The organism is Butyrivibrio sp. VCB2001 (assembly GCF_000423965.1).
Lineage (GTDB): Bacteria > Bacillota > Clostridia > Lachnospirales > Lachnospiraceae > Butyrivibrio.
In genome coordinates this window covers 53,852-79,583 of the sequence record NZ_AUIZ01000006.1, presented here as the reverse complement: position 1 = coordinate 79,583, position 25,732 = coordinate 53,852, and the positions used below count along the sequence as shown (strand labels likewise).

Genomic DNA, 25,732 nt, shown 5'->3' with positions numbered 1-25,732 from the left:
ATGCAGTACACAGTAGAAGATGTTCTTAAGTACGTTGAGGAGGAAGATGCCAAGTTTATAAGGCTTGCATTTTGCGATGCTTTTGGCGTGCAGAAAAATATTTCGGTAATGCCGGGGGAGCTCAAGAAGGCCTTTGAGGACGGAGCACCCATAAGTGCCAAGGAGATTGCGGGATTCAGAGGAAGCCCTTATGCCAAGCTGTACTTAAAGCCGGATCCTTCAACGCTGGCGGTTCTTCCATGGAGACCTGACAGCGGACGAGTGCTGCGTATGTTCTGCGATGTTTATACCGCTGATGGAGAGGAGATTTTATCATCCACCAGAAATGTCCTCAAAAAGGCTGTCGATGCTGCCAAGGAAGCCGGAATTGAGTTCAGGTTCGGTTCTGAGACGGAGTTTTACCTCTTTAACAAGGATGAAAACGGAAATCCCACCAGGATTCCTTATGATACTGCAGGCTACATGGACATTGCTCCGGCTGACAGGTGCGAGAACATAAGGCGTGAGATATGCCTGACTATAGAAAAGATGGGGCTTACTCCTGAGAGAAGCCATCACGAGCATGGACCGGGACAGAACGAGATAGATTTCCACTATGGAAAGCCCTTAAAGGCTGCAGATCAGATGACAACCTTCAAGATGGTGGTAAGTACCATAGCTGACAGATACGGACTGGTGTCGGATTTTTCGCCGGTACCACTTCCCGGAAAGCCCGGAAACGGTTATCACATCAACATTTATGCCGTTGATAAGGACGGCAATGATGTGGCGGGCTTTGCTGCGGCAGGAATCATGGAAAAGATAAGAGAGATCACTCTTTTCCTGAATCCCAGTAATGAATCCTACGCAAGACTTGGAAATAACATGGCTCCTGATAAAGTAAACTGGTCAGATGCCGGAGAATCCGAGCTTATGTTTGTTGAGACCTACAAGGGCAGAACCCACGTGGAGCTGCGATCACCGGATGCGCTGAGTAACCCCTATTTAGTGTATGCACTGCTGATAAGGGCAGGGCTTTACGGCATCAAAAATCGTATGGAATTGTCGGAGAAGACCAATGAGGAAGGGCTTCTTTTGCCAAAGTCCAAGAAGGAAGCTGAAGAGCTTGCAAGTAAGAGCGATTTCGTAAAAGAATTTGTACCTGAAGACCTGATAGGAGCGTATATGGGCCACTGATTGGAGGATTGTTATGCCGAGAAAGGATGACTTTCAACACTCCATATTAGTGGTATCAGGGTCGGAGCAGTTTGACCCGGTGGTGAAAAGGTCGCTCCCTGAAGGGGACTACATGACGGTGGACTTTCTTAGGAGCGCAAGTTCGGCCAGGAGAAACATCTTAGAGAGGTACTACGACATTGTCGTGATAAATACGCCTCTGCCGGATGATTCCGGAATTGATCTGGCTCTGGACATTGCTGAGGACACCAACATCAGCGTTCTGATCGTAACCACGCCGGATATATATGGAGATGTGCTGGAGAGAGTCACAGACGTCGGGGTTTTGGCTATTCAGAAGCCTTTTCAGAGAGGTCTTTTGAATAAATCCATAAGATACCTGATTTCTGTGCAGAATAAGCTGCAGAAGCTTTCAAAAGAGATTTCCCAGGCAAAAGAAAAGCTGGAGGAAGTTAAGATAATAAGCCGTGCAAAAGTTCTTTTGATCGAAAAGAAGGGTATGACCGAGGATGAAGCCCACAGATTTATCGGAAGTGAGGCTATGAACGAGGGAATATCCAGGCGCAGAGCGGCGGAGAGAATAATGGACGACCTTGAATGAAGACATTTCGAGGGCGTCCATTTCTTAATTTATTCTAAACTGCAAGTTTGGTGCATTAACTGTGTTAAAATTTTATTGTCAAAAACAACCGCAGGGGAGAAATAAAATTGCTAACGGCAGAAAACAGTGCTATTGACGTCTCACTAAGGCGCTATAAAAAAGAGCTCTCTACTTCGGGGGGTGGCTATATCCTTTTTGGAATATGGTCAGCCATCAAGGTTGTTATGAGCGTTTTTGTAGGGGAATTATCCGTCAAAAAAATCGTTGACACTTATGAAATAGAGCCGGAAGCTTTGGTGTTTTTCGAAGCATTTTATTTCACCCTTATTGGTATTGCTGCTGTTGCTGTAGTTCTTTTGCATCTCTATGTAGGACTTGGAGCTATAAGAGCAAGCAGTGGAAGTAAAAAACGAGGATATCTCTGGGTGACGGTCGTTTTGTTGATATTCGGCATAATCAATTTATTGGGATATGGTGGGCAGGTCGGAGATCTGTCGAATTTCAGCCTTGATGACACAACTATAGCAGCATTTATGGTTGATGTGACGGTAATAATAATGCTGGTTGGTATATTGCGTTCAGCAAAAATGATAAAGAAATTGACTATGGAAAAAGAACAGGGGATACAGGGCGCTTAAAGCCCTTTATATCTTATAGACAGGTAGAGTGAAAGAAGGAACAGTCCCAAGGTTTCAGTTATGTGATAGATAAGGGATGTCCACACTATGCCGATCTCTCTTCCCATCAGATATACAGTCTGCATCTGGATGGCCCCAAAAGAAACAAGAAACAGCAAAAGAATTGCCAGCGACCCCAGCTTGATATAGCGGTCATTTAAAAAGATACCTGTCATTACCACTCCGAGAAGTATGGCGGAAAGGATCTCCAGGTATTTAAAGCCGTGAGTCATGTTGTAGAGCATGATAAAAGTACCATCGGTCATGCCTTCGCCTGAGGATAGGGCATCCATGAGCATTCCGATGAATCTTCTGTACATTATGGATGTAAACAGATAGATGAGCTCAGCTCCTACGAAAATAACGGCCCAAAGCTGAAGAAGCCTGTTTACGGAAGAAACAGACAAAGAAGCGATGTTATCGCCAAAAACTTCCTTCTGAAGATCGCCCATACTTCTGCGATCTTCCGGGGGAACAACGCTTACATAGCGATTGAGTCTGTCCCAGGTAACATAGAAAATAACTGCCGTTATTAAAATTTGAACCAAAGAAATCGCAAGCTGGCTGTGCCAGAGCTTAAGGTCCAGCATATCGGGACTTGAGGTATTGGCCCTTTGGATGAAAAAGCGTAATACTCCTTCAACGACGGCGGCAATCAGCTTGATCACGGCTACGGACATTATTGCTTTAGATAGAATGTGTTTTTTGACACTTATATACATGTTAAGACTCCGAAAGCTCTTTTTCATTATCTTACCACAGTGTGACAAAACTGTGATAGAGCCTTTAGTAGAATAAAGTAAATCATGAAAATAACAGATTAAATGAAGAGGTGGGAATTATGAAGAAAAGCGAGATTTTATTGAAAGTTTGTGCAGTGCTCTTAACTATCTGTTTTGTACTGACAAGCGCAACAGCAGTACAGATCGTAAAGGTCTTTGCTGAAGAAGATCAGAATGAGACATTTGAGCAGGAGGATACGGGATTTGTAGCAGATCCTGATCCAAGTCCTGATCAGAATCCTGACCCGAATCCGGATCCCGATCCTGTACAGCCGGATCCTTTTGACTATAACCTTGTCTGCTACACTCCAAGCGTCAATTTCGGCAAGGTAAATCAGGGTGATGTGGTTTATGCAAGACAGTTTGCGATCGTTAATATTGGAACCACAACTTTCCCTCTTACCTGGGAAGAAGTTGATCCATACACAGCATTTGATGTTGGATCTATATCTCCAACCAATGTTATGAAGCCTCAGGATTCAATTCTTTTCTCTGTAGCTCCAAACGAAGGACTTAAGCCCGGAACATATACAGCAAGATATACATTCTTTTCAGAGAACGATTATAGAAGACACCATACAGCAATTGTTGACGTAACAATCACAGTTGTTGACGCTGCACCATATATCACAAGCGTTGATGTAGTTCCTGCATCAGCAACAGTTCCTACAGGAAAGAGCTTTGACTTCGATGCAAATGTAAGTGGTGGAAATAATTATGATCCTTCCGTAATCTGGTCTTTGGCAGGAAACCAGAGTACCGGAACAACTGTTGACGGAAGCGGAACAGTATATGTAAGTCCCAATGAGACAGCATCTTCTTTCACAGTAGTAGCTACATCCGCTCAGGATCCTTCAAAATCAGACAGAGGAGTCATAACAGTAGCAACTGTTGATCATGTTATCAGCATCAAGGCAGACCCTGCCGAGGGCGGAGCAATTGCCGGAGGCGGAGCAGTAAGAGATGGCGGAAACTGTACAATTTCAGCTTCACCTAATAACAACTACGTATTCAAAGGTTGGTACGAGGGCGGAAATCTTATTTCCAGCACCGGACAGACAACCATCAACAATATAACTTCAGATCACACCTTTGTTGCCAAGTTTGAGAGACAGTCCTGCTACATAAGAACAGGAGTTAACAACGGAGACGGCGGAACAATCACAGCAAGCCAGAGCGTACCATACGGCGGAAAAATGACCATAACAGCCAAGGCTAACAACGGATACAGCTTTGCAGGATTTGTTGAGGACAACAAGACCATCAGCACCGCTTCTTCAATCGAGCTTAACAATATTACAACAGACAGAAACATAACAGCTGTTTTCAATCGTGAAAAGTGCACAGTTAACGTGTCCGTATATCCTCAGGATACAGGTAAGTACGAAGGCGCCGGAACCTACAACAAGGGTGATAAGGTAGCACTTCGAGCAAAGGCTTATGACGGATATCAGTTTGTAGGATGGAGCGTTAACAGCCAGATAGTTTCAAAAGATGATAAGTATGTAATTGATCATATCAAGGGCGATCTCAACGTAGTTGCCAACTTCATGAAGATAAACACAACAACCTACAGGGTAACTGCAGGAATTGCAACTACAGGCGGAACAATCTCTCCAAGCGGTGATTTCAACATCCCAGAGGGAAGCAGTGTAACTTACAACATCATGGCTCAGGCAGGATACAGGATCACTGCAGTTATGGTAGATGGCAAGAACATCGGTGCTGTTACAAGCTACACCTTCAACAATGTAAGAGGTGGGCACAGCATAACAGCAAGCTTTGAGAAGATTCCGGAAGCTCCCAAGAAATCAAATACAACCGGCCAGACCACCAAGAAGAACTCAGACAATAATCCGGCTGTAGCAGGGGCTCAGAAAAAGACTGAATTCAACGAAAAGACAGCTGCAGAAGGAGCTGTTACAGAGCAGAAGGTTGTTGAGGAGAAGATTCCTGAGCAGGTAGAGGTTCTTGATGATGAGCAGCATGCAGAGGATGTATACACCGAAGCTACAGAAGCTGAAGCTATGGCAGATACTTCAGAAGCTATATCAAGCAGCGTAATGGCAAAGCACAACATGGATGAGACTACTCTTAGAATTCTCATCGAGGATGACGCTGTACTTCCGATGCTCAGAGAGGCATTTGAGGACGGAACTCTTCAGATCACAGTAAATAACACATATGCTGCAGATCAGCAGGAGACAGCAGTTCAGCTTTATTACAGCCAGCCGACACTTGTGAATTTTGAAGATGTAATTGCTGAGACTCTTACATCGGAGGAAAAATACCAGGTTCTTACAGGAACTCCTATTTCCTTCAATATCGACATTACTGAGAATACAGATACCGTTGATAAGGGAACAAAAGAGCTTATGCAGAAAAAGATCGGTTATAAGCCGGTAAGCTACTTTGACTTCCTCATCATGAAGACCAGCAATGGTACAACCACAGTGATCAACCAGACAAAGACAGATCTCGAAGTAGTAGTACCAATCCCTGAGCAGTACAAAAAGGACGGCAGAAAGTTCTTCGTGATAAGAAATCACAACGGCGTGGTTGATATTCTTGAAGATGTAGGAAATGACCCTGATACAATCACATTCAGAACCGACAGATTCTCAGAATATGCTATTGCTTATGAAGCAATAAATGTAAACAAGCTTGTACTCAGAATTGTTATAGTGGCATTTATTTCATTTATTCTTGCGATAATCTGCTTCGTAAATCTTGTAAAATATAAGAGAAGAGCAAGAAGGGCAAACAGACCAGGAAGAGCATGATTTAAGTGTGGCAGAATTGCGAAAAGAGATGTACAATTTATAGTAAGTATCCATGTTAAGAGGAGGGGGAAATGCGTTTCGTTCAATCAGAGCAGATTAAAATTGCCAATCTTGAGTCTAAGATGGACGTGGCTCAGGAAGTTGTTGAGAACTACATCTTTGATACAGGGATAAAGGGCAAGGATGCCTTAAGACTTAGGCTTCTCTCAGAAGAAGTGCTTCGTCTGGCCAAATCAATTATAGGTTATGGAATCATGAATTTCTGGCTTGAGGGTAACTCAAGGGTAACCAAGATCTACCTCACAGCCGAGAACCATATGGATAAGAGCAAAGAGGACGAGCTGATCTCCGTATCATCAACAGGAGAGAACAAGGTTGAGCAGGGGTTCTTTGGAAAGCTCAGATCACTCTTTGTAGTAAATGCTCCAACCACATCAAAGTGGTCACTGAAGGACTATCAGGAAGAGTTAAGACGCAGGAAGGAAGAGGATAAATATTCTCAGGAAGCCTGGGATGATCTTGAAAGATCACTGGTAGCCAACCTTGCAGATGATATCGAAGTCGGCGTTGGCAAGGACAATATCGAGATGATAGTTACCAAGGACTTCTCAGAGGCTCTGGGAGCTATCGGATCAAGAGTTCCTGTTGCAAAGAGCGACTTTACCTTTGTTGACAGCAAAAAGATCGATGAAGGCAAGGTATACGCAAGAGCAGACGAACTTATCGAAGAGCTTGATGTATCCGCCAAGGATGCAATGCACTTAAAGCTTTTGTTTGAAGAGACTATTGGAATGCTCAAGGCAATGACAGCAGACTTCAGGGCAGAGCTCTGGTTTGAGAAATACAAGAACGTATGCTGCCTTAAGCTTACAGCGAAGACTTTAATGGATGCAGGCAAGAAGAAAGACCTGATCCAGGTGGCTTCAGACAGAGACAACAGCGCTGTTAAAGGCTTTATGAGCAAGATCGGCGATGTCGTTGAGAACGGACTTTTGAACTACTCTGAGGTTATGAAGCTTCAGCAGCAGTACGGAACCGGATATGTGAGCTTTGGCTCTATGGGTATTTATGGTATCATGGAAGGTAGCTCCGATCCCGGAGTTATGTGGTCACTGAGCGACTACAGGGAGTCACTTGGAAACGATCAGGAGAATGATCCCAGTGCAAAAGAGGCTTGGGATGAGCTTGAAAAATCTATCGTTGCAAGTCTTGCCAAGGACGTACTTGTTGGCGTAAAAGGTGATAGAATAGATATTACAATGGTATATGGGCTCAATTCATGAGTTTCAAGAGAGGAGAAATAGCACAATGACAATTAACAAAGTAGCAAATGGAAAGGATCTCATTATTTCTTTAGCAGGAAGGCTTGATACTACAACTGCACCGCAGCTTGATGATGAGCTTAAGGGGGGCCTTGACGGAGTAGAGAAGCTTGAGTTCGATTTTACTGATCTTGAGTACATCTCATCTGCCGGACTCAGAGTGCTGCTTTCAGCTCAGAAGACCATGAATAAGCAGGGGAGCATGGTTATTAAGAACGTTAGCGAGGAGATCAACGAGATCTTTGAAGTAACAGGTTTCGTAGATATTCTTACAATCGAATAATTTTGTTGCATATGGTACAGGCAAAAGGCATGTTTATGTCTTTTGCCTATTTCTTAATAGGATAACGATATGAAAGAAATCGTATTAGATGCAAAAGTCGATAACCTGCCTCAGGTCCTTTCATTTGTGGATGAGGAGCTTGAAAAAGCCGAATGTTCCATGAAGGGCATGATGCAGATTGATGTTGCTGTGGAGGAGATCTTCGTCAACGTTGCAAGCTATGCCTATGAAGGCAAAGAAGGCAACTGCAAGATTGAGGTGGATGTTGACTCTGGAAATCAGTATGTAACGATTACTTTTACCGATGAGGGAATCCCCTACAATCCTTTGGCAAAAGAGGATCCGGATGTAACCTTGTCCGCTGAGGAAAGAGAGATTGGCGGATTGGGTATATTTATCGTGAAAAAAAGTATGGACAAGACAGCCTATGAAAGAAAGGATAACAAAAATATCTTTAGCATGGGTTACTCTTGGGCATAAAGGGGGATAAAAAATGGCATCGATTGCAAAAGATCTTGATCCTAAGCTGTTTTATGATGCGATAGTTCACTTTGACGAGAGTGATGAAGCCAAAGAATTCTATTATCAAGTCATGGATACTCCGACCGGAAGGAAGAATAAGAGCGGAAGCGATGAGACCGTAAGAGACAGAATCTTAAAGGCTTACGGCGTTCTCTTTTGCGAAGAAGCAGGTCTTGAGCCCGGCGATAAAGCGGGGGTGGACGAGGTTGCTGATACAGCCGACAGGCTCTATATCGGAGGAACAGGTTACGATCCGGAGCACTGGTATCGTATGAAGTACCATTTCCCGGTTATCGACGACGATAATTATGACAGATTCGCAGCACTGGTGCTGGCCGACATGAACTGTGGCCCGCTTCATGATGCTGCTCTTAATGATGGAGACACTCTGGTGGTTGGAGAGGCTGATCCTCTTCACATGACTGCTCAGCAGCGCAAGAACCAGAAGGTTAAATCAGTTTCATTTCCTTCAGGAGGTGCACAGTGACAATTCTGGCAGTAGATGACGACAATACCTCCTTAAAAAAGATTAAGAATATCCTGGCAAAGGCTTTGCCTGATACCACATGTTATTTTTACGACGAATCTCTGGCAGCTCTTGCCAAGGCTCGTGAGGAAGAAATAGATGTGGCTTTTCTCGAAGTGGAAATGCCGGAGCTTTCAGGAATAGATCTTGGAAGATATCTAAAAGAGCTTAATCCTTATGTCAACTTAATATACCTCACTGAGGATACCAACTATGCGTATGAGGCTATGAAGCTTCATGCCAGTGGATACCTGAAAAAACCCGGAAACGACAAGGATGTTAAGGGCGAGCTTGAATCTCTGCGCTATCCTGAGATGCGCAAGAAATTCAAGAGAGTTTTTGCCCAGACCTTTGGTAACTTCGAGTTTTTCGTTGACGGACAGCCGGTAGAATTTAAGTATAAGAGGACAAAAGAGATTGTGGCGCTTCTTATCAACAATAGAGGAGCCCAGACCACAAACGGCGAGATCATCGCTTCCTTGTGGGAGGATGACGGCGATCCCGAGAAGAAGCTTTCATACCTCTGCAATCTCCGTCAGGATCTTCAGAACACCTTTAATAAGCTGAAACTTGACGGTATCCTTTTAAAGCAGCGCGGAAGCATGGCTATTGCCAAGGACAGGATAGAGTGCGATCTCTATGACTGGCTTGATAACGGCAACGATTCGAAATACAAATACATGGGTGATTACATGAACCAGTACAGCTGGTCTGAATTCTATCATGCTGAGCTGGATGAGATAAGCTACGACCTTGAAGAAGATGCCATGAAGTAACTGCATGGATTTTGAAGGCGCAGGGAGGATAAGAGATGGAAGGCTTATTAAGTTTAGCCGTATATGTAGTGATCATCGCTGTTGTGATCATAGGCAGGAAGAAAAAGTTTAATAAGATAAATACTAGTAACCCCGGCGCTATGCCCCATCAGCACAAGCCGGCCAATGTATATGAGACCTACAACAAGAAGTCTCCAAGAAATGATTCCGGTACAATGCCTCATAAGCATGAGAAGAATCATTATACTTCAATGGCTGATGCGTCCAAACTTCCAAAGGGATACATCCTTCTTAACGGAGAACCTGTGAGAGTGGCTGATCTGGAGGGAAAATAAGGTGAGAGTTTGTCTTTTAAATGACTCTTTTCCGCCTATCATAGACGGAGTTGCAAATGTTGTAATGAATTATGCGAGGATAATGACTGAAAACCTGGGTGATCAGGTGATTGTCGGAACTCCGCGCTACCCGGATGTTGATTATACAGGCTACCCCTACGAGGTGGTAGCCTATTCTAGTGTAGATACCACAGATCTTGTTAAGGGCTACAGGACAGGAAATCCGCTTTCTGTAAGCGGAGTGAGCAGGCTCTCGGACTTTAAGCCGGAGATAATACACACTCACTGTCCGGCTTCTTCTACAATCATGGCAAGAGTTCTTCAAAAAGAGCTGGATGTGCCGATTGTCTTTACTTACCACACCAAATTTGATGTTGATATTGCCAGGGCAGTGGGCGAGGGCTTTCTTAAGAAGGAGACCATAAAAGCTATGGTATCCAATATCTCTGCCTGCGACGATGTCTGGGTTGTATCAAAAGGCGCCGGAGAGAATCTGAGGTCCCTTGGCTATGAAGGTGAATACCGTGTTGTTTCCAACGGTGTGGATTTCCAGAAAGGAAAGACAAGTGATGCGCTGGTAAAAGAGACTACTGCCGGCTTCGATCTCCCTGAGGGAGTTCCGGTATTTCTTTTCGTGGGAAGAATCATGAAATATAAGGGAATTCCCCTTATCATTGATGCGCTGAAAGAGCTGTCGGATAAAGACATAAAATATCGCATGGTATTTGTGGGAGGCGGAGCTGATGCGGAAGAGATGCAGGAAAAGGTTCGCGAATATGGCATCTCGGACAATGTTATTTTTACAGGTCCCATTCACGAGAGAGACAAACTAAGAGCCTGGAACACCAGGGCTGATCTGTTTTTGTTCCCCTCTGTCTATGACACCAATGGAATTGTTGTAAGAGAAGCTGCAGCTTGCGGACTTGCAAGTGTCCTGATCAAGGATTCCTGCGCTGCCGAGGGTATAACCCATGACAGAAACGGCTTTATCATCGAGGAAGATCCTCATTCCATGGCTGCATTACTGGAAGAGGCGTCAAAAGACCTATCTCACCTGGCTCAGGTCGGTCAAAACGCAATGGATGAGATCTACATTTCCTGGGATGAAAGCGTCAGGGATGCAAGAAACCGGTATGATGAGATCCTAAAGATGTTCAGAGACGGCACACTTCCAAGAAAGAAATGGTCCGGAACTGAGCTCCTTCTTGATTCTGCATCCAAGATAATAAGCGGAACAGGAGAGATATTTAACACCTCCAGAAGTATTCAGGAGGGTATGAGAGAGAACTTTGCAGAATTTAAAGACGAGGTTCGTGAAGTCAGAGATGGACTTTACGATGTAAGAGATGGGATTCATGACGGACTTCACGATGTAAAAAGTGAGATTCGGGATGGACTTCAGGAAATAAGGGAGAAGATCGATGAATTCATCGACAGAGGTCAGGAATAGAGACTGGTATAAGAGAATGAGCTTCTATCAGATATGGATAAGGAGCTTTGCTGATGGTAACGGAGACGGTATCGGAGACCTGTACGGCGTATACGACAAGCTTGATTATATAAAGAGCTTGGGTGTGGACGGAATCTGGTTTTCGCCGATTTATCCTTCTCCCAACGCCGATTTTGGCTACGATATTTCAGACTACAAGAATATTCATCCGGAATACGGCGATCTGGATCAGTTTAAGAAGGTTCTGACAAGAGCGCATGAACTGGGACTTAAGGTAATAATGGACCTGGTGGTCAACCACACTTCAGATGAACATCCCTGGTTTATAGAGAGTCGCAAGGGTAAGGACAATCCCTACAGCGATTACTATATCTGGCGCGATAAGCCTAACAACTGGGACAGCCTTTTTGAGGGCGAAGCCTGGGAGTATGACAAGGTAAGAGGACAGTATTATCTGCATATTTTTGCCAAGAAGCAACCCGACCTGAACATGGATAATCCTAAGGTCAGGGAAGAAGTTAAATCTATAATGAAGTTTTGGCTGGATATGGGTGTTGATGGTTTCAGAGAGGATGTCATCAACTTCATTTCCAAAAAAGAGGGTCTTCCAAATGGTCTGCCATTTTTGCCGGCAGCAAAAGGAATGTCTCACTACAAAGACGGTCCTCACATCCATGAGTACCTTGCAGAATTCAGAAAAGTCTGTGATGAGTATGATTGTTTCCAGCTTGGCGAAGGGCCAATGACAACTGTTAAATCTGCACTTAATTATTTAACAGGACCAACAAAGTCCCTCGACATGATGTTCTCATTTGACCATATGATGGCTGACTGTTTCTTCACAGAGTACATGCACAGACCATTTTCTCTGGTCAAACTAAAGAAAGCCTTTACCAAGTGGCAGAAAGCTCTTGATGGAAAGGGCTGGAATGCGCTCTATATCGAGAACCACGATCATCCAAGGATCATCAGCCGCTACGGAAGCGAGCATCACTGGCGCGAGAGCGGAACTATGCTGGCTGTTTCATATCTTTTCCAGCAGGGAACGCCTTTTATCTATCAGGGGCAGGAGATCGGTATGATGAACATCAGGCTGACCTCAATTGATCAGTACGTGGATGTTTCCAGCAAGACCAATTACAACACTTATCATCTAAAGGAGAGCGTAGAAAAGAGACTTCAGAGGATCCATGTCTCCAGCAGAGACTCCTCAAGGACACCTATGCAATGGGATGACAGTCCACACGCAGGATTTTCCACAGTAGAACCCTGGTTTTTTGTAAATTCCAACTATAAGAAGGTAAATGTTGCTGCAGAAGAAAAGGACGATGACAGCATCTTAAACTTCTACAGACGCTGCATCGCCCTCAGAAAGAGCTCTGAAACACTTATATACGGCAAGTACAACGAGTACTTCCCTAAACACAAGGAACTCTATACCTATGAGAGAGTTCTAAATAACGAGCGATATCTTATAGTGTGCTCATTTTCAAGGCTTCCGCACAGGATGAGGATCCCTGATTCCTACAAGGGATGCACCGGAGAGATGGTTCTTTGCAACTACTCCGATGAACCTCTTAAGGACAATTGGCTTAAACCCTACGAAGCGAGGGTCTATAAGTATTAACCGCCAAGCTTTGCCAAAAATGTATTTACAAAGCTGATACCAAGCTGGGTCAGGATGATTGTTCCGATCCAGTAGATAAAATACACTATCATTCCGGGATTGAGGACGGCAGTTTTAAATCTTTTGCCTTTCTCAATCTCTTCTTCGTGGTATTCAAACACAAATTTCTTATGCAGCAGTGCTGTCAGGATCAGGCCTGCGAAAACAGCTACGATAACAAATAATCCCACAGTAGCCATGCCTGCCAGAGCAGCCAAATTTTCCTGAATAAAATTCATATAGCCTTCAGTATCTCCGTTTAGAAGATATCCCTGCATCTCAGAGATGTTGACTCCGCTAAGCATAAACTTGCTCAAATAGGTACTAAATCCGTTGACTATCATGTGTATTGCGATGGAATAGCCAATCTTGCCTGTTCTCATGTAAATGAAGGCGAAAAAGCATCCTATTGCAAATGCGTAGGAACACTGCGCGAGGTTCCCGTGATAGAGTCCGAACATAACTCCGGACATCAGCATTGCTGTTACTTCGCCGTAGTTTATTACCCTGTCGATGAGAAATTTCCTAAACAGCAGCTCTTCCCATATTGGTGCAATGATCGCTGCAAATAGTACCATCATGACCGGTGACATATTTTCCACTACATCCATAAGAGGATTGACAGCACCATTCCCCGTGGCGCCACCTATAAGGGAGTTAAGTACCATTCCGACTACGTTGGCTGCTACCATAACAAAGTAAGTTATGAATACGCAGGCAATAAATCCCCCGACTCCGAGTTTGTTTTTCTTTATCTCAAACTTGGGAAGCTTACTGATAGCTAGGAACATCAGCGGATATATAATGACAAATCTGATCAGGAAATAGATGATCATCTGAGTTTGTCCGCTAAGTGCACCCTCAGAAAATGCAACGTTGCTTATCAGCAGAAAAAGAGCTATGAACGCCACATATACAAGATAGAGGGCGGTATAACTGAATCCGAATCTTGAGTAAACCTTCTTTGCTGCTACTTCATTCATACTTTGACCTCCTTTTTCTCCATATTATGCTATTATAAAGTATATGTGTATGAAAGGGGAAGAACGGGATGTATTTTTTAATAAGAAACATACTGGAGGAATGCAGCGCAGAACAGTGTCACGATGCTGATTCCGCATTTGTGGCCGTACTTACTCCGGAACAGTGGGCAAGTGAGAGTGAAAACTTCGACATGGGCATTGACTTTGACCTCAACAATGACGAGGTCATGACCACCAAGGCAGAGGTTAACTACGATTCACTGACAGGAACCTTTGTGATTCCCACACAATCCTCAGGGGCGTCAGAACTGCAGAGATTCTCTTATGTTCTGGATGAAACCGGAATTGTCTTTATCGATCGGGGAGAAACTGTACTTAACATAATCAAGAAGATCCAGAGATTCAAGAAATGGAAAAAGCCATGTCTTGAGCGCTTTTTATATGACTTTTTGGAACTCATAATCCATAATGATCTCCAGATAATGCAAAAATACGAGCTGGAGCTTGATCAGATTGAGAAACAGATAATGAATGACGCTGAGGAAGCTCAGATACAGCGAAACAACGAGCTTCGAGGCGATATACGAGACCTTCGTATCCATTATGAGCAGCTGCTGGACCTTGCTCAGGAGTTTGAGGAGAATGAGAACGGCTTCTTTAAAGAGGAGAACCTCAGATACTTTAGCATGTTCTCGGGCCGTGTGGACAGACTCTACAATACAGCCACTCACCTTCGTGACTACACCATTCAGCTGAACGACCTCTACCAGTCACAGCTCGATGTGCGTCAGAACCGCATCATGACTGTGCTTACCGTGGTTACCACAATTTTCATGCCCCTGACCCTCATCGTTGGCTGGTATGGAATGAACTTTAAATACATGCCTGAGCTGGAATCTCAGCTCGGATATCCGATAGTTATTGTCCTGAGTATTCTCATTGTTGTTGGAAGCCTTACTTTCTTCAAGGTCAAGAAGATACTCTGATAAAGGAGAAACCTGATGGCTTTATATGCCCTGGGAGATCTGCATCTGTCCTTCCAGTCCGACAAAAACATGGACATCTTTGGCAAGGTCTGGAGAAATCATGACAAGCAGATAGAAAAGAACTGTAACAAGCTTATAACAGACGACGATACCCTGGTCCTTGTTGGTGACCACACCTGGGGCAGAAGGCTTGAAGACTGCCAGTTGGACCTTCAGTTTATTGAAAACCTTCCCGGGAAAAAGGTGCTTATAAGGGGCAACCACGACACCTTCTGGCAGGCAAAAAAGACAAATCGCCTCAATGAAATGTACAAGGGGCGACTTTTCTTTTTACAGAACAACTACTTCCCCTACGGGGATTACGCAATAGTTGGCACCAAGGGCTATTGCTATGAGGGATTTGATACCCGCGAACATGCTGCCATGCTGGTTGAGCGTGAGGCAAAGCGGTTAAAAGAGTCCTTTGAGGCAGCAAGAGCCGACGGATTCGAGAAATTTGTGATGTTTTTGCACTATCCGCCCACCGGAATCGGGGAAAAGACAAGCCGGTTTACCTTTATGGCATCGGCCTACGGGGTGGAGCAGGTGATTTATGCCCACTGTCACGGGGAGGAGAGATTCCATGACAGCCTTTTGGGGAAGGTAGGCGGTGTCAAGTACAGCCTGGTTTCCGGGGATTATCTGAAATTTAAGCCCATGAAGGTTATGGACTAAGTATATCTTCTATATAAAGGACGTGATTTGAAATGACAATTGAAGCTTATATGAATCCTGATTTTACGTGGCCCAAGAAGCTGATCTTCTTTATTGTGGCGGTTTTGGCCATAGTAGTTGGAAATCTTTTGATCCTGGCATGGAACAAGATAGCAGAGCCGGGCAAGGGAAAAGGGGCGGACAGACGCAGAAAAGACAATTACTACCGCATGTCTGAGTACTTTTACGAGCTGATAATCTCCGCTACTTCCGTTATGTCTTTTGCCTGTGCTTATGTGGTGCTAAACCACGTGTACAACCTGTACCACGGATCATATCAGCCGGGACTTTTGGGAACCTTTCTCTACGCATGGGAGAACTGGAAGGACTTTGTGCTTCTTCTTATGATCTGCCTCTCCTGTGTGCTGAATTCGCTGCTTGATAAATTCATCATACCTGTCAAAGGCCTTACAAGAGACCAGATTGCGTCTGTCAGGATGCTGGGTATGTTCTACGCGATCATAGTACTGTTGTATCTTAATGTTATCGGTGATGAGAGCGAGTACGCCCCCGTAATGATGTACTATCTGGGGCTTATGGTCGGTCGCTTTGTCTATTTTGATGCATCCTTCATGGATTTTATCGCGGCAATGAAGAGAACTATAGTAAGAACGCCGCTCCTGGTGCTGGGGCTGGCGATTTCTGGAGGCCTTAGCTTTTTTGGATTTAGCGCCGGATATCTGCTGGAGCGAAATTACTATATAGTTGGCGTGTTCTATACCCATGTGTTCCTGCTGATCGCAGTGTTTGCGCTGCATCACGGACGCCAGATTTATCATATTATCAAGAAAAAGAAGGCTGACGGCGGAAGAAGGCAGGAACATGACGAGCGTGAAGATTCCGATGATTACGCAGATTTTGATTAAAGAGGTACATATATGATTCAGGATATCAGTCCGATGCAGCTAAATAACCACTATGACCCGGCAATTAAGGCGGATGATGAGAGTCTTATTGTTGTTTTTAAGGGAAAAGACATTTTACTACATTTAAATGAAGAGACCGGAGAGATGGCATATCCGCGCCTTCCGGAGATAACGGGTACTAATTTAGAGGAACTTGTATACATCTTCGGGATAGGTGAAGAGAAGTTTTTCATGTATCTTGGCGAAGTGGATTCAATTTCTTTCGATGAGGAGAAGTTTGCTTTTGCCGGCTTTGCGGAGGTAAGGAGTAAGCTCTTTTCCCCGAAACAATATGTGTATGCGGCATTCACAGCGTATCAGCTCGCGGAATGGTACGATGTCACAAGGTTCTGCGGAAAATGTGGCGCGAAAAATGAAAATGACAAGGCCGAGAGGGCAAGAGTATGCCCTAAGTGCGGAAACAAGATATATCCGAGGATAAATCCGGCAGTTATAATCGGGGTCACAGATAAGGAGAGCAACAGGCTGATCCTCACCAAGTACAGGACCGGATTTGGTCACAATGCGTTGGTGGCGGGATTTACGGAGATCGGAGAGACTCTGGAAGAAACCGTTAAGCGTGAAGTTATGGAGGAAGTGGGCCTTGAGGTTGCCAATATCAGGTATTACAAGTCACAGCCCTGGGGCATTGCCAGTGACATTTTGGCGGGATTTTTTTGTGATGTGACAGGGGATAAAGAGATAAAGATGGATAATCAGGAGCTGAAATATGCTGAGTGGAATGCTCCTGAGGAGATAGTTCTGCAGCCCATGGATTACAGCCTGACCAATGAGATGATGAAGCTGTTTAAGGATAAGGGCTATCAGGGGACTGTTTGATAGTAATGCTTGTAATGATGCGATGAGGGGACTACCGGATGAAATGCAGCAACTGTGGAAATGAAATTGAACCCGGAGCCAGATACTGCAACGTGTGTGGTTTCTTTATCGTGCCTAAAGATGAGATCGTAGAGATTACAGAAACTGTGCCTAAACAGAGAAAAGGAGTCGTGCTACTTTTGGCGGCTCTATTTGTTTTGCTGGGATTATTGGTTACTGCGTATATCCTGCCTCAGATTATTAAATATATGATTGTGGAAAAGCAGTTTAAGTCTGAGATGAATGCTGTGGAAGTTCAGGATGAGGAGGATGAAGAGACAGAGGAGGAAGAATTCCAAGGCCTAAGTGCATTGGGAGAACCCGGCGATAAGCTCATGATGGTTGATGAGATCATTTACAATGATCAGGGTGGAGTGATTACAGGGATTTATGACGGAGAATCAAGGGTTGGAGATTTTTACGTCAATGAGGCCCAAAGTGCCGGTGTGCTCTACGATTCAAGAAAAATCTGCCTTTACATAACTCCGGATCTGAATACGGTTCCGCTGGCAGAGAACGTATACGATGCAGGACTTTCCTACAGCGGGGATTATGTCTTTTACAAAATAATAGATCAGAAATTTAATAAATATCTCTACTTATATGATGTTGAAACAGGTGATGAATATAAAGTTGAGGAAACAGATACCACAGAAATGGTCATGTCTCCCAGCGGTGAATATATTGCGTACATCAAGCATGACGAGCTTGATTATAACAAAAAGCTCCTTACTATCAGCGGATGGGGCTTAAAGCCTGCGGTTCTGACGGGGGATGTGGACGAAATCTATGCTGTTTCCGATGATGGAAAGATGATCGTTTACAGTACTTATATGGATGGAAACAGGACTTTGCTTTGCTGGGATGATGGCAATATCGTGCAGTTGGCGGATGATTTTGTTGTCTCCATGCATTTTAACAGGGATTGCAGTTTCTTCTTATATGAAAGAGAAAATGGTGTATACTGCTTTGAACCCGGGATGGATGAGCCCAAAATGCTGGTAGACGGCCAGGCTTTGAGCCTTCGCATTGCCGGAAAAAGGCAGAGAGTATCACCAAAGCATGTGAATAAGTACCTGTATGCCTCTAAGACCCTTACCGGGGCTATGATTGAGAACACTGATGGCCTTTATATGTTAAAAGACAATATGGAGACCGTGTATGTTGATGATGATACCTATGGAGCGCTTCTGGTAAACAGGTTGGAGGATAAGGATATCTGCGTTTATTATGATGGGAATGCGCTTTCATATAATATTGTGGACTTTGATGGCAATATAACTACCATAAATCCCATTGGCGAAGGATATCCCGGCGGATATGCCATAAATGATGACGGATCTGTTCTGTGGTATTACGACAGTAATGAAGAACAGGTCTATATGGTAGATATGATAACCGGCAGTAAGAGCGCTGTATTTGGAAAGGTGACTAAAAAGGGAACGATTTCTCTTCTGTGGGATTCCTATACCCAGAGATGTTTCTTTATATCAGAGGACGGATGTTGCTATGGGGCATCTGCAGACGGCGATATACTTGAGTTTGCTACGGATTGCGCCGAGCCTTATACAAGCTACAGATACGATGATTTTGTGGGGTATAAGGAAAAAAGTCGTGAAGGTTATAATCATATTTTGGTTTTTGGACGTTTTGTAGAGCTCTCAAACTAATCAAATTCTAAAATTTATAAACAGAATGTCAGAATCTGTTTCCAAAAAATATCCTAATTCTAAAACAATCATAAAAACAACCCCAAATTACAAAAAACACACTATTTTATGACTCTTTTGTGACTGTCACAGTTGTAATGTGTTCTCATCGGTTTACGAAACATGTTCACTCACGGATGAGGACCTAGTAAAGGAGAACACATTATGAAGTATTTATCATCAAACGGTAGAGAAGAGTCAAGAACAAATAATGGAAGAACCGGCAAGCTTACATTTGCATATATCCTTGCTGCTTTCTTCCTTTCATTTGGTCTTATGTTTGCAGGATCAGTTACATCTTACGCTGTGGGCGAGGATGAGCTGAACAATACAAACAACAATGAACAGAATATTCAGAATCAGAACAATACAAATAATAACGATCAGAACAATCAGAATCTGAACAATAATAACGATCAGAGCAACCAGAATCAGAACAACAATAATAACGATCAGAGCAACCAGAATCAGAACAACAATAATAACGATCAGAGCAACCAGAATCTGAACAACAATAATAACGATCAGAGCAACCAGAATCAGAACAATACAAATAATAACGATCAGAGCAACCAGAATCAGAACAATACAAATAATAACGATCAGAACAACCAGAATCAGAACAACACTAATAATAACGATCAGAGCAACCAGAATCTGAACAACAATAATAACGATCAGAACAACCAGAATCAGAATAATACAAATAATAACGATCAGAACAATAATGAACAGAACAACCAGAATCAGAACAATGTAAACAATAATAATCAGAGTAATGAAAACCAGAACAACATAAATAATAATGATCAGAATAATGTCCAGCAGCCAGCTCCGGCACCTAAGATTACGTTTGCATGGGATACTACTGCAGAGTCCGGCGCAACAGTAAGTGACGGAACAGAAGGAACAGGCAGGCTTGCAGGATATACAACAACAGTTAATCACTACACATCAACAACAGGCGATGATATAACAACTATTTTTCTTCATACCAATGATGATTCAAATATAACTCTTAAAGAGGAAGACTTCGATCTTTCAGGGATTGGAGAAGGCTATACAGTAGAATATGACCTTGATTGCGGAAAAATAAATATTGTAAAAGTTAAGGAAGCATCTACAACAGTATACTATGAGTTTACAGAAGTGCATGAGATTGATACAACCAAAGTGAATGAATATTATTTTGTACCATATACATATAATGCACTTACAGATGAAAATGCAATGATAGGTGTACCAACCGGAACAGCAAGGCTTTCAACAAGTTCAGCAAATCTCCCGACAGGATCAGGATACACTGTTCGTGAAGGTGATCCGGCTAAATTTAAAACTTCAAACTCATATGCACATGATCAGTTAAATGACCAGCACATTAGCAAGGGTGGCGAAGTAAACAACGTTTTTGTTCTGGAAAAGGGTACAGGATTTGATGGCTGTAGAGTTGGAGCATTATATCAGCTTGATTGGGGAAAAGATGGTAGTTATAAGGTAACAACTAATGGTGTCACATATGAGATAAATGGTTTAATGGGATACTGGTGTGGCTACGCAGGCGCGAAGGCTTTTAGTGGTAACATCTTCGGAAGAGTCTATACATATCTTAAGACTGAAGTAACAGCAGATAGTTTAACAGCAAAAGCTAAAGAAGGTGCTTTTGACAAGGTTGGATTAGAGGGCTTAGAACTTTCAGATAAGGATATCGCAACTTATCTGGATGTTAGTCTTAAAATTGGCAATGAAGACTATTTAGTAGGTGGATGTACTGTTGAAGACGGAACTCTTGATTATTTAAATGGCGACGATACAATCTCCATCAGGTTCGGAAATACAATCAAGACTATTAAGGTTGACTTATCAAGCCTTGGAAAGAAGGATTGGCTCAACAGACCGGCTTATGTAGCATATGAGGATACATACGATGGACCAGAGGAAGTGTACCCTGTATTCCTTCCTAAGAAAGAAGTTAAGAAGGAAGAGCCTGTAGTAGTAGAGACAAAGACAGAACACAACACAAAGAAGCATTCAACCGAAAACGGCTCATCAAAGAAAACAACTGACGACTCTAAGCTTCGCAAAGAGAATGATAATGCATTAGAGAAAATATTCAACAACCTTACAAAGAAAGAAAACGAGAAGACAGATGTTCTTGCAATGCTTGAGAAGACTGTAAACCAGATTGCTTCTTCAATCACAGAGACAGCAAAGGCTACATTAGGTAACGGCGCAATCCTCATCAACGTTCAGTCATGGCTTGCAAACTCAGAGTCAGGTGAGGGAATGTGGACAGATTCAAGTGCAAGAAATAAGAACCTTGCAGCAAACGAGTCACAGGTAAGCTACACACTTGAGAACGCAGACAGACTTGCAGCATCAGTTCTTACAGCATCAGAGCTCAATTACGTAAACAACGGCGATACAATGGAGATCAGACTTCGTATCAATCCTAACGAAGAGAATGTTTCCCAGGAGCACAAGAACCAGTTTGACGATGCAATGGTAGCAGTTCAGGACAGCTTTGCAGGACTTACAAAGGGCGAATACCTTGACATTTCACTTGAGAAGCGTCGTAACAACGGTGCTTGGCAGTACATTCCTGAGACAGAGGATGCAGTAAGAATCGCAATCGATGTACCTGCAAACCTTGTACAGAGCGGAAGAACATTCTTCATCATCAGAAACCATGATGGCGAGTGCACAATCCTTAGAGACCTTGATGATAACGATGAGACACTGACAATCGAGACAGACAGATTCTCAGATTACCTTGTTATCTACGATGATAACTTTGCAGAGTCTGCTAAGAATGCAGCATCAGGAACACTTTACGGATCAGCAGCAGGAACAACACCTACATATAACAATGGAAATACAAACGTAGTAATGTATGTAGTTACATTCCTTGCAATCCTCTTCATGGTAATCGTAGTTATCTCTATGAGAAGAAGAGATGAAGAGAGATAATTCAAAGTAAATAAAAAACTTCGGCAGGAGACCTAAAGGTCTCCTGTTTATTTTGAATCGAAAAGACGATATAATATATATGAAGTGTCTGTAATTTCAAAAAACCGTCTGTATTCGATTTTGCGAGGTGATTTATTGAATATTATAGCTTTGGATGACGAAAAACTTGCTATGGAGGGTATTTGTAATACAATCCGTAAAGTTTCGCCGGATGCTGAAGTAAACGGCTTCGTTTTGGTGGAGCCTGCCATAGCATATGCCAAAGACAATCAGGTGGATGTAGCATTTCTTGACATCGAAATGTACGACACCAATGGAATCGAAGTTGCCAAGCAGTTAAAAGAAATCCATCCGGATATCAACATTATCTTTTCCACAGGTTATAAAGAGTATATGGAAGAAGCCTTCGCTTTGTATGCCAGCGGATATATAACCAAGCCTGCCACCGAGGACAAGGTCAGGGAGCAGCTTGCAAATCTAAGGCGTCCGATTGAAGAAGATGGCAATGGCGTTGTCATAAAGACCTTTGGCAAGTTCGAGATCTTTGTTGATGACCTGCCACTTAAGTTTGCGTACAGCAAGAGTAAAGAGCTTTTGGCAATCCTTGTGGACAAGGAAGGCAGGATGTGTACTGTAGGTGAGCTGATGAGTGTGCTCTGGGAGGATGAGGATGATCTTGTTTCCCGTACTTCATATATGAGAAACCTTCAGTCTGACCTTACAAACACCCTAAAGAAAAGCGGTGCTGAAGATGTGCTTGTCAAGCAGCGCGGAATGCTTGGTGTTGATGTAAGCAAGGTAAAATGCGATCTCTACGATTTCCAAAAAGGTGGAGCGGCTGCCAAAGGCTCGTTCCACGGTGAATATATGTCTCAATACAGCTGGGGAGAAGATAGGATCTCCGTTTTGGAGGAAGAAAAGTGCCGGAAATAAAGTATTTTTATACTTGTCTGGAATTATGGGGTAGCTTTTTTGCCTTTGCAGTTGCAATCTACCTCTACCTCAGTAAATCAGTAATACGTAATCAGTATCGCACTCTTGGTGCTCTGGAGCAGATAGTCGGTGTGATGCTCTTCTTTGATGCGGCTGCGTGGTTCTTCAGGGGAGTTCCCGGATCTCTTTCGCACTCCATTCTGGTTATTTCAAACTATATCACCATTCTTTGCAATGCCTTTCTGCCTGTGGCAGTCATGGCCTATACTGTTTATTCTGTTGAAAAAGAGTATCGAACCCACCGGATGCTTATGGTGGTCACCGGTATTGGTGCCTTCAACGGTCTGTTCTACATGATCGCCCAATCAAGGAATTATATTTTCAGTATTGATCCGGTCGCAAACCTCTATCACAGAGGAGCGGGATTTGGAGTGTGGTCCGCACTGATACTATTGGAAACTGCAGGAACCATAGTCTATCTGGCCATAAAGAGAAATTACATAGAGAAAAAGCGCTTTATTGTTATTATGAGCTTTGTGATTCTTCCTCTGATCGCGTCTATTCTCCAGATATTCATATATGGCTTCTCGCTTTCAAACATTGCAATTATCATAGCTTCTGCCATATTGTTTGGGCAGGCTGTTAATTCCAATACAAAGCTTATGGTGGAACAGAGTCTTTTTATCGAGAATCAGGAAAAGATCCTGGAAGATCTCAGAACGAAAATTGCTCTATCCCAGATAAAACCTCACTTTCTGTATAATGCATTAAATTCCATCTATGTTCTGTGCGACCAGGATCCGCCAAAAGCAAAGAAACTCATCAATAATCTTTCGGAGTATTTGAGAACCGATATTGGTTCCATCGACTCGGGTAAGACAATACCTTTTACAAAAGAGCTTGATCATACCAATGTTTATCTTGAAATTGAGAAGGCTCGCTTTGGTGACAGGTTTGTCGTAGAGTATGACATTGAAGTCGCTGACTTCAATATTCCGCCTCTGACAATTCAGCCGCTTGTTGAAAATGCAGTAAAACACGGTGTTTGCAAGAAAAATCCAAGCGACCCGGGCGTCATTACCATTAGAACAGAAGAGGGCTATGGATTCGTCAAAATAATCATAGCTGACAATGGTGTTGGGTTTGATTTGGCGAAATATAATGCTATGGATAAATCATCGACCGAAAAGATTGGCATATCAAACGTAAGAGACAGGCTAAAGATTTTGGAAAATTCAGAGATGAATGTCTTTTCCGAACCCGGAAAGGGCACTACGGTTGAAATAATCATTCCCAATAAAGACAAATAAGGGGTATTTATATGGCTCATGTAAACATGTATATACAGCTTTATGCGGCTGTAATACTTGCGATTATTCTGGTAGGCAATCTGCAAGTCAACCGAGATGTAAGTGATAGGAGTGTAAGGGTCTTTTACGTTATGCTTTTTCTTGGTGTGATCATGCTCTTTGCCGGAGGTTGGGACAGCTATTTGCTGATACCGATGCACAAACATAATCCCGGGTTGGAGTCATTGGCAGCCGGAATAAGCGATCTTGCTTACTTCCTGATAATAGGCCATTTCACTATATATCTTGATCTGTATGACAGAGAAAAAGGCTATAAGACAAGTATTCTTGCAAAATCTGCGTTGATCATCAGCTTTATATACGGATTATTCTGGTTTATTTCCGATTTCACCGGAAGCATTTATACTCAAAATGCAGAAGCTGTGAGCCACGGTCCTATGTATTACTTGGGCCAGGTTGGAGGATATGTCACCACTCTTATTACGGTTATCATATTGATCAAAAGGGTCAAGAGTTTCCGGAAGCGTGAAACCATAGCGTTTATCCTGTTTATCGCAGGTCCGCTAATAGGCTCTCTTATTAGAGGTTTCTTAAAAGACATTACTCTGATGCCTCTTATGATATCGCTATCCCTTATCATCATTCAGGTATTTGTTCAGAATGCAAAAGAGATGCTCTTTAGACAGAAGATGGTAGAGATGTCGGAGCTTCGGACGGACCTTCTCATGAGCAGGATGAAGCCCCACTTTATCTACAACGTATTAAACTCTATCTACGTGCTTTGTGATCACTCTGTAGATGAGGCAAAAAGAGCTATCGCACTCTTTGCACAGTACCTCAGGACGAATCTTGTTGACCTGGATAGTCACAAGTTGATACCTTTCGAAGAAGAGATACAGTATGTCAAAAACTACGTAGAAATTGAGAAGATTCGCTTTGGAGACAGGCTGGAGGTAGAGTACGATATTGATGCAACGGACTTTTCGGTTCCGCCGCTGTCGCTACAGGCAATCGTTGAAAATGCAGTAAAACACGGCATTGAAAAGAAGGTCGGAGGAGGAACCATTAAGATTTCCTCAAGGGAAGATGACCGTAACATCATAGTTACCATCGCGGACAACGGAGTTGGTTTTAGCGATGACGATGTCGCTCAAAACGAGAGAAAAAATGGCAAGCGAAAACATGTCGGAATCTATGCAGCCACCTACAGACTTGAAAGCCTGTGTGGCGGAAAGCTTGAATATAACAGTAAAAGAGGCGAAGGAACCACAGCAACCATCACGATGCCGAAAAAATAATAAACAAATCATTAAGGGTCTGGAATTAAAATTTCAGGCTCTTTTTATGTTTATTTTAGAGTTGAGGTGCCGTATTTTAGAGATTTGTGACGCTTTTGTGACCGGCCGGT

23 protein-coding genes are annotated in these 25,732 nt (G+C 43.2%); 21 read left to right on the top strand and 2 right to left on the bottom strand.

The features are described 5' to 3' along the window. The 3 genes from G589_RS0108355 (at position 1) to G589_RS0108345 (ending at position 2,415) form a co-directional block, all read left to right on the top strand. The gene (locus G589_RS0108355) at positions 1 to 1,176 is read left to right on the top strand and encodes a glutamine synthetase family protein (RefSeq protein ID WP_026521793.1); all 1,176 of its coding nucleotides are present in this window, start codon (positions 1 to 3) and stop codon (positions 1,174 to 1,176) included. 13 nt (positions 1,177 to 1,189) lie between these two features. Further along, positions 1,190 to 1,777 carry an ANTAR domain-containing response regulator gene (locus tag G589_RS0108350; RefSeq protein ID WP_026521792.1) on the top strand — a complete coding sequence of 196 codons (588 nt, stop codon included), beginning with the start codon at positions 1,190 to 1,192 and terminating at the stop codon, positions 1,775 to 1,777. Between the two features lie 107 nt (positions 1,778 to 1,884). Continuing rightward, positions 1,885 to 2,415, top strand: coding sequence for a hypothetical protein (locus G589_RS0108345; protein WP_026521791.1), 531 nt, complete (start codon positions 1,885 to 1,887; stop codon positions 2,413 to 2,415). On the opposite strand, the gene G589_RS0108340 is transcribed toward G589_RS0108345, so the two are convergent. Next, positions 2,412 to 3,176 carry a hypothetical protein gene (locus G589_RS0108340; RefSeq protein WP_026521790.1) on the bottom strand — a complete coding sequence of 255 codons (765 nt, stop codon included), beginning with the start codon at positions 3,174 to 3,176 and terminating at the stop codon, positions 2,412 to 2,414. The two genes, G589_RS0108345 and G589_RS0108340, sit on opposite strands and share 4 nt — an antisense overlap. Positions 3,177 to 3,295: 119 nt before the next feature. On the opposite strand from G589_RS0108340, the gene G589_RS0108335 reads away from it, so the two are divergent. From G589_RS0108335 to G589_RS0108295, 9 genes are all read left to right on the top strand, one after another. Then, positions 3,296 to 6,019, top strand: a complete 2,724-nt coding sequence (locus G589_RS0108335; protein WP_026521789.1) for an InlB B-repeat-containing protein — start codon at positions 3,296 to 3,298, stop codon at positions 6,017 to 6,019. A gap of 71 nt (positions 6,020 to 6,090) precedes the next feature. Next, the gene (locus tag G589_RS0108330) at positions 6,091 to 7,302 is read left to right on the top strand and encodes a hypothetical protein (RefSeq protein WP_026521788.1); all 1,212 of its coding nucleotides are present in this window, start codon (positions 6,091 to 6,093) and stop codon (positions 7,300 to 7,302) included. Between the two features lie 25 nt (positions 7,303 to 7,327). Beyond that, positions 7,328 to 7,624 (top strand): STAS domain-containing protein, encoded by a 297-nt coding sequence (locus G589_RS0108325; protein WP_026521787.1) that lies wholly within the window; start codon positions 7,328 to 7,330, stop codon positions 7,622 to 7,624. Positions 7,625 to 7,693: 69 nt separating this feature from the next. After that, a complete protein-coding gene (locus tag G589_RS0108320) occupies positions 7,694 to 8,104 on the top strand; it encodes an ATP-binding protein (RefSeq protein WP_026521786.1) in 411 nt (136 codons plus the stop codon). Positions 8,105 to 8,117: 13 nt separating this feature from the next. Further along, positions 8,118 to 8,633, top strand: coding sequence for a hypothetical protein (locus G589_RS0108315; RefSeq protein ID WP_026521785.1), 516 nt, complete (start codon positions 8,118 to 8,120; stop codon positions 8,631 to 8,633). Then, positions 8,630 to 9,448, top strand: a complete 819-nt coding sequence (locus G589_RS0108310; RefSeq protein ID WP_026521784.1) for a response regulator — start codon at positions 8,630 to 8,632, stop codon at positions 9,446 to 9,448. Before G589_RS0108315 ends, G589_RS0108310 begins: the two co-directional genes overlap by 4 nt. 35 nt (positions 9,449 to 9,483) lie before the next feature. After that, positions 9,484 to 9,783, top strand: a complete 300-nt coding sequence (locus G589_RS0108305; protein ID WP_026521783.1) for a hypothetical protein — start codon at positions 9,484 to 9,486, stop codon at positions 9,781 to 9,783. A 1-nt stretch (position 9,784) separates the two neighbouring features. Next, positions 9,785 to 11,233 (top strand): glycosyltransferase, encoded by a 1,449-nt coding sequence (locus tag G589_RS19325; protein ID WP_051192266.1) that lies wholly within the window; start codon positions 9,785 to 9,787, stop codon positions 11,231 to 11,233. Beyond that, positions 11,205 to 12,860 (top strand): alpha-glucosidase, encoded by a 1,656-nt coding sequence (locus G589_RS0108295; protein WP_026521782.1) that lies wholly within the window; start codon positions 11,205 to 11,207, stop codon positions 12,858 to 12,860. Before G589_RS19325 ends, G589_RS0108295 begins: the two co-directional genes overlap by 29 nt. On the opposite strand, the gene G589_RS0108290 is transcribed toward G589_RS0108295, so the two are convergent. Next, the gene (locus G589_RS0108290) at positions 12,857 to 13,882 is read right to left on the bottom strand and encodes a CPBP family intramembrane glutamic endopeptidase (protein WP_026521781.1); all 1,026 of its coding nucleotides are present in this window, start codon (positions 13,880 to 13,882) and stop codon (positions 12,857 to 12,859) included. The two genes, G589_RS0108295 and G589_RS0108290, sit on opposite strands and share 4 nt — an antisense overlap. A gap of 68 nt (positions 13,883 to 13,950) precedes the next feature. Here G589_RS0108290 and G589_RS0108285 point away from each other — a divergent pair, with 68 nt between their 5' ends. The 9 genes from G589_RS0108285 to G589_RS21070 all read left to right on the top strand — a co-directional run bounded on the left by G589_RS0108285 (position 13,951) and on the right by G589_RS21070 (position 25,622). Beyond that, on the top strand, positions 13,951 to 14,868 hold the full coding sequence (locus G589_RS0108285; protein ID WP_026521780.1) for a magnesium transporter CorA family protein: 918 nt from the start codon (positions 13,951 to 13,953) through the stop codon (positions 14,866 to 14,868). Positions 14,869 to 14,883: 15 nt separating this feature from the next. Then, positions 14,884 to 15,582 carry a metallophosphoesterase gene (locus G589_RS0108280; protein ID WP_026521779.1) on the top strand — a complete coding sequence of 233 codons (699 nt, stop codon included), beginning with the start codon at positions 14,884 to 14,886 and terminating at the stop codon, positions 15,580 to 15,582. A 32-nt stretch (positions 15,583 to 15,614) separates the two neighbouring features. Further along, complete coding sequence (locus tag G589_RS0108275) at positions 15,615 to 16,487, top strand: hypothetical protein (protein WP_026521778.1); 873 nt, start codon at positions 15,615 to 15,617, stop codon at positions 16,485 to 16,487. 12 nt (positions 16,488 to 16,499) lie between these two features. Next, complete coding sequence (gene nudC / locus G589_RS0108270; protein WP_026521777.1) at positions 16,500 to 17,366, top strand: NAD(+) diphosphatase; 867 nt, start codon at positions 16,500 to 16,502, stop codon at positions 17,364 to 17,366. A gap of 38 nt (positions 17,367 to 17,404) precedes the next feature. Further along, complete coding sequence (locus tag G589_RS0108265; RefSeq protein WP_026521776.1) at positions 17,405 to 19,075, top strand: zinc ribbon domain-containing protein; 1,671 nt, start codon at positions 17,405 to 17,407, stop codon at positions 19,073 to 19,075. Positions 19,076 to 19,279: 204 nt separating this feature from the next. After that, a complete protein-coding gene (locus G589_RS21080; protein WP_051192265.1) occupies positions 19,280 to 22,081 on the top strand; it encodes a hypothetical protein in 2,802 nt (933 codons plus the stop codon). Between the two features lie 135 nt (positions 22,082 to 22,216). Then, positions 22,217 to 23,014 carry a response regulator gene (locus tag G589_RS0108255; RefSeq protein ID WP_022767722.1) on the top strand — a complete coding sequence of 266 codons (798 nt, stop codon included), beginning with the start codon at positions 22,217 to 22,219 and terminating at the stop codon, positions 23,012 to 23,014. Further along, positions 23,002 to 24,324 carry a sensor histidine kinase gene (locus tag G589_RS21075; protein WP_051192264.1) on the top strand — a complete coding sequence of 441 codons (1,323 nt, stop codon included), beginning with the start codon at positions 23,002 to 23,004 and terminating at the stop codon, positions 24,322 to 24,324. Before G589_RS0108255 ends, G589_RS21075 begins: the two co-directional genes overlap by 13 nt. Positions 24,325 to 24,335: 11 nt before the next feature. After that, a complete protein-coding gene (locus G589_RS21070; protein WP_051192263.1) occupies positions 24,336 to 25,622 on the top strand; it encodes a sensor histidine kinase in 1,287 nt (428 codons plus the stop codon). Positions 25,623 to 25,732: the final 110 nt, after the last annotated feature.